Genomic DNA, 4,882 nt, shown 5'->3' with positions numbered 1-4,882 from the left:
AGGCACTTCCATTTCTTGTGGGGTGCCGACTCCGGCTTCCTCCAAATCCTCTCATATCGTGCTAGTATTTCGTTATATATAGACGAGTACATTCGATGATCGATAATACCCCTCAGCGCAGCTCTTCTCTCGATAATTCATCTCGCCACGACTCTTCTGACGATAGAAGTGGTCTCCCTAAAATTCTTGGTTTCAAACGCCTGAGAATTGCGTGTCCTAATCTGCTTGATTCAATTGAACAATACCGTGTCTTATTGGGGAAAGATCCTGTGTGGCAGGGAAAAGTTGATCTGCCTGAACGCGCTGTATCGTGTTCCGCAGCCCACTTTTCGCTGGAAAACACCACGATTGAATTACTGGAATTACCCGATGAACGCTCGGCTTTGGTCGGTATCGTTTTCGCCACTGAAGGGACGGTTAAGCTGGAGAAAGAGCGTCGGCGAGGATTGTGGCTGTCTTTTGAAGAGGCCGATACTCAAGCAATGCCTCCTGAAGCCGATATATCCATAACGGATGCAGAAAAAGGCTCTCTGCCAGTTGGATCTATTCAGCGAGTAGATCATTTTGTCATCTATACTCATAGTGCTGACGATTCGATTCGTCTGTTTGGCGACAGTGGACTAGGAATCCGTTTGGCTCTGGATAAAGATGTCCCGGAGTGGGGCGGAAGGATGTTGTTTTTCAGGGTGGGAAAACTCACTCTTGAAATTATTGAGCCAACACGGACGTTTGAGGGAAGCGATTACTTTTGGGGAATCGCCTACCAGGTACAGGATATAAAGGCTGTTCATCAAAGGTTAAGAAAGGCGGGCGTATCGTTATCGGACGTTCGTCAAGGGCGAAAAGATGGCACTTTTGTCGCATCCGTCAAAAGTCATCAGCTGGAAATTCCTACTTTGATAGTGCAGCCCAGTTAAGTCGTCTGGAAACAGAAGTAAAGCAGTTGTGGTGAGAGATATGATGGAATCCATAAAACATCAACCGGATCAGCATTGTTTTATTGCGGAAGTGAATGGCAGTCTGGCGAAGTTGGAATATGATCTGAAAGACCAGTCTGTGACTTTTACCTCTACCTACGTGCCGTTTAGGTTGCGCGGGAAAGGGTATGCAGAAAAGCTGGTGGATACAGGGTTAAGCTGGGCGCGTCAGCAGGGTTATGCAATCAGCAGTACCTGTTGGTATGTGGACAAATTCTTAACTCCGCAAATGGCTGGCTAACAACCAACCATTACTCTTGGTTCGGTTTAGGGGTGTTAAACCAGCACCCCATGGTTGTAATCGTTGATGGCCTGCTTAATTTCTTCGCGGGTATTCATGACAAATGGCCCCCAGCTAACCACAGGTTCGTTGATCGGCTCCGCTGTTAATACTAAAAACCGACTTACTTCATTCGCAGTAACTTCCAGGGACTCTCCTGGGCTCAGTACAACCATCTGCTGTGAGTCAATCGTCGACGCCGCACCCTTCAGTTTGATGTCTATCGATCCCTCGTAGACATACATCAAAACCCGTTTAGAACTTGAGATGGGTAACGACATTTCTGTGGCACCAAGCATGTTTACATCCCAATAGTCAGGCTGGGTAGCAACATCCTTAACAGGTCCCGTTGCTGAGTGCTCTTCATGAGTCGCGGTACCCGCGATGACTTTGATGCAATTGCCATTGGCCAGATTCAAAGTCGGAATTTCTTCAGGACCAAACTCCCGATACTTGGGTTCTGTCATTTTTTCGGAAGCAGGAAGGTTCACCCATATCTGAAAGCCATGAAAATAATTTTGCTCCGCAATGGGCAGTTCTGAGTGAAGCACGCCGCGACCTGCGGTCATCCATTGCACGCCGCCACTGACCAGTCGTCCGACATTGCCCAGGTGATCCCTGTGTTCGATGGCACCATCCAGCATGTAAGTAACAGTTTCAAAACCCCGGTGAGGATGTTCGGGGAATCCACGGGTTTGTTGTCCGTCAAAGCCGCCTTTAAATTCATCCAGCATTAAAAAAGGATCAAATTGTTCGTAAGCTTGCTGGGTAACGATGCGTTGAATTTCAACGCCATCGCCGTCCACGGTCTGCTGAGTTGAATAGACACCGATCAACTCTCTGCTCCTGTTCAACTCGCTGTTCATGATGAGCTCCTGTTAGCTTGAGGCTATGTAGTGGTCAACTATTTCCGGTTGTGAGGGCGGAGGTAATCTACCTCGGGACCCAGTGGAATAACCCGCGTCGGGTTGATGGTGTCATGACTGTAATAGTAGTGAGTTTTGATGTGCTCAAAGTTCACGGTATCCGCGACTCCTTCGACCTGGTACAGCTCGCGCAGATAGTTCGACAGGTTAGGGTAGTCTTCAATCCGTCTCAGGTTGGCTTTAAAGTGGCCGTAATACACGCTGTCAAAACGAATCAGAGTCGTAAACAAACGCCAATCTGCTTCGGTAATTTGCTCGCCAGTCAGGTAGCGCTGCTGATCGAGTAGGGTTTCTACTTCATCCAGTGCATCGAATAGTGCACGGAAGGCTTTTTCATAGGCCTCTTGGCTGGTGGCAAACCCGGATTTATAGACACCATTATTGATGTTGTTGTAAACCAGATCATTCACCTCATCGATACGCTGACGCAGATGTTCAGGATAAAAATCCGTTTTGACGTCTGTAAAGGCATCAAAAGCACTGTTCAGCATGCGAATAATGTCAGCAGATTCATTGTTGACGATGGTTTTGGTGTGTTTGTCCCACAGTATTGGCACAGTCACCCGCCCACTAAAATCAGGCTGGTTTGCCGTGTAAACCTCATACAGATACTGAATGTCTGGAACTGGACTTGGGTCCATTGCCGCAGGATCATCCAGGTCTAGAAGCACCCAGCCCTTATCAAGCATCTCAGGTTTGACTACGGTGACGCCGATAATATCTTCCAGCTGCTTCAGCTTTCTAAATATCAGAGTCCGATGTGCCCAAGGGCATGCCAGGGAGACAAACAGGTGATAGCGGTCTTTCTCTGCCTTATGATCAGAGGATCCATCCGCAGTGACCCACTGACGAAACTTGGCATCGGTGCGGACGAATTCACCCCCGGTGCTGTCGGTGTCGTACCATTGATCGTGCCATTCACCTTTAATCAGTAATCCCATGATGATCTCCTTAAATTACAGGTTCTTGTGTTGTAGACAGTGACTTCACGGAGTTGTGCGTTCCGTGAAGAGCCTATTAACGTATTTTTTGTGCCAGAATTTCGTCCAATGACAATCGTCCACCACCGAGAAACAATAAAGCCGCAGTGGCTGCCAGCAGGGTCAGGGCGAATTCATAACCGTTGTTGCTGACGAATAAGCCGTTAGGCAAGTGGAAGCTGATGGCCATGACCATGGTAAATGCTGTGACCAATGCGGCAGGACGAGTCAGTAAGCCCAGAGCCAGCAGTAAGCCACCAAAGAACTCAGCGCTGCCTGCCAGAAAAGCCATCAACACGCCGGGCTCAAAACCAATGGACGCCATCCATTGTCCGGTGCCTTCCAAACCGTAACCGCCCAGCCATCCGAACAGCTTCTGAGAACCGTGAGCAGCCAGGATCAGACCGACAGGTACGCGGAGTATTAACGCGCCAATACCGCCCTGAGTCGCCAGTAATGGCTGGAGGTAGCTGGAAATCAACGAATTGCCTTTCAATGTATTAGTATTCATGGGGTATTCCTTTCGTAGGGTTTGATCGGTTGGCTTGGAATGCTTGCTTGATAATATTCAAACGATGGAGCTATTGTAGGACGGGTCATTGAGTTAAATAACTGCTCTTTATTAAAGAGAATGATCTAAAAAACTGAACAATCTAGTGTTGCTCGTACCGAGGAGGGTGTGTGGAAGATCTAATGCGGCTTCAGGCGTATTTACGTGATTATGCCGCCGAGAGGGATTGGGACCAGTTTCATTCTCCCAAAAACCTGGTGATGGCTCTGAGTGTCGAAGCGTCTGAGCTGGTGGAGTGTTTTCAATGGTTAACGGAAGAGGAGTCCAGAAATCTCTCCGACGAGCAGTTAAGCGCAGTGGGGGATGAGATTGCAGATATACAGATTTATCTGGTCCGTCTGGCGGACAAACTTGGCGTTAATATCCCGGATGCCGTAGCGCAGAAAACAAAGAAAAATGAGGCGAAATATCCCGCCGAGAAGGTGCGCGGCAGTAGTAAGAAATACACGGAATACTAGCGGTGTGATCTGTTATTCATAGCCTAGAACAAGCAAAGCCTCCGATGGAGGCTTTGTGAAGAGCTGCAGGCGTGTTTTGTCTGTTACAGCAGTTCGTTCGCGTCTGTGAGTTCGCCGCTTTCGCAGGTTTTCACATCGGCATGTGCAGACAACCAGTCGCCGACGGCTTGGCGTTGCTCAGGTGTTACTGAGTCATAACGACCTTCACAAATGACCACTCCGGCAAGGGTTTCTGCACAGGCGCTGCCCATAAAGGCGAGTTTGTTCGCTTCCATTGCGTCGGTCATGAATTCAATGATAAAGGCATCCAGCTGATCGGCGTCCTTCTCTGTCACAAATTCAAAATCCAGTTCAAAGCCCTGAGTGGCAAATTCGTCCAGATGCAGTTTTTTGCGTAAGCGGCGGCTGCGGTTTGAGGGTTTTGGGCTAGTCATAAGGTTTGAATCTCTGGGAGTAAGGAAAAGGCGCATTGTAGTGGAATGCCTATCCCTAAGCGAGGATTTCCCGGAGGGTTCCCCCAGTCAATGAACGATTCAGGTTAGAATGACGCCAACACGCCGTATATCCAGAGAACACTTAAAGAGACCATTATGACCGGTTCACAACAAGCCATATTGTATTATGCTCACGATCCCATGTGCTCGTGGTGTTGGGGTTTTCGTCCAGTGTGGAATGCTTTGAAAGATGAGC

The 4,882-nt window shown here is 48.5% G+C and carries 7 protein-coding genes; 3 read left to right on the top strand and 4 right to left on the bottom strand.

Features of this window, described 5'->3' with window-relative positions; all coding sequences use genetic code 11:
- Positions 1-95 precede the first annotated feature (95 nt).
- Both ACTG33_RS16225 and ACTG33_RS16220 read left to right on the top strand, forming a co-directional pair.
- On the top strand, positions 96-917 hold the full coding sequence (locus ACTG33_RS16225; protein WP_439136267.1) for a VOC family protein: 822 nt from the start codon (positions 96-98) through the stop codon (positions 915-917).
- A 40-nt stretch (positions 918-957) separates the two neighbouring features.
- Positions 958-1,218, top strand: coding sequence for a GNAT family N-acetyltransferase (locus ACTG33_RS16220; RefSeq protein WP_439136266.1), 261 nt, complete (start codon positions 958-960; stop codon positions 1,216-1,218).
- 35 nt (positions 1,219-1,253) lie between these two features.
- Here the strand turns inward: ACTG33_RS16220 and ACTG33_RS16215 are convergent, their stop codons facing one another.
- The 3 genes from ACTG33_RS16215 to ACTG33_RS16205 all read right to left on the bottom strand — a co-directional run bounded on the left by ACTG33_RS16215 (position 1,254) and on the right by ACTG33_RS16205 (position 3,674).
- Positions 1,254-2,123: a pirin family protein gene (locus ACTG33_RS16215; protein WP_439136265.1), complete on the bottom strand. Its 870-nt coding sequence runs from the start codon at positions 2,121-2,123 to the stop codon at positions 1,254-1,256.
- Positions 2,124-2,161: 38 nt separating this feature from the next.
- Positions 2,162-3,124 (bottom strand): glutathione S-transferase family protein, encoded by a 963-nt coding sequence (locus ACTG33_RS16210; protein ID WP_439136264.1) that lies wholly within the window; start codon positions 3,122-3,124, stop codon positions 2,162-2,164.
- A 76-nt stretch (positions 3,125-3,200) separates the two neighbouring features.
- On the bottom strand, positions 3,201-3,674 hold the full coding sequence (locus ACTG33_RS16205; RefSeq protein ID WP_439136263.1) for a DoxX family protein: 474 nt from the start codon (positions 3,672-3,674) through the stop codon (positions 3,201-3,203).
- 170 nt (positions 3,675-3,844) lie between these two features.
- On the opposite strand from ACTG33_RS16205, the gene ACTG33_RS16200 reads away from it, so the two are divergent.
- Positions 3,845-4,192 carry a nucleotide pyrophosphohydrolase gene (locus ACTG33_RS16200; RefSeq protein ID WP_439136262.1) on the top strand — a complete coding sequence of 116 codons (348 nt, stop codon included), beginning with the start codon at positions 3,845-3,847 and terminating at the stop codon, positions 4,190-4,192.
- A gap of 83 nt (positions 4,193-4,275) precedes the next feature.
- Here ACTG33_RS16200 and ACTG33_RS16195 read toward each other — a convergent pair whose 3' ends face one another.
- Positions 4,276-4,626, bottom strand: a complete 351-nt coding sequence (locus ACTG33_RS16195) for a YggL family protein (protein WP_439136261.1) — start codon at positions 4,624-4,626, stop codon at positions 4,276-4,278.
- Positions 4,627-4,882 lie beyond the last annotated feature (256 nt).

Source organism: Pseudomaricurvus sp., assembly GCF_965662505.1.
Lineage (GTDB): Bacteria > Pseudomonadota > Gammaproteobacteria > Pseudomonadales > Cellvibrionaceae > Pseudomaricurvus.
Note: the sequence above shows the minus strand (reverse complement) of the source record. Positions and strands in the feature narration are given on the sequence as shown.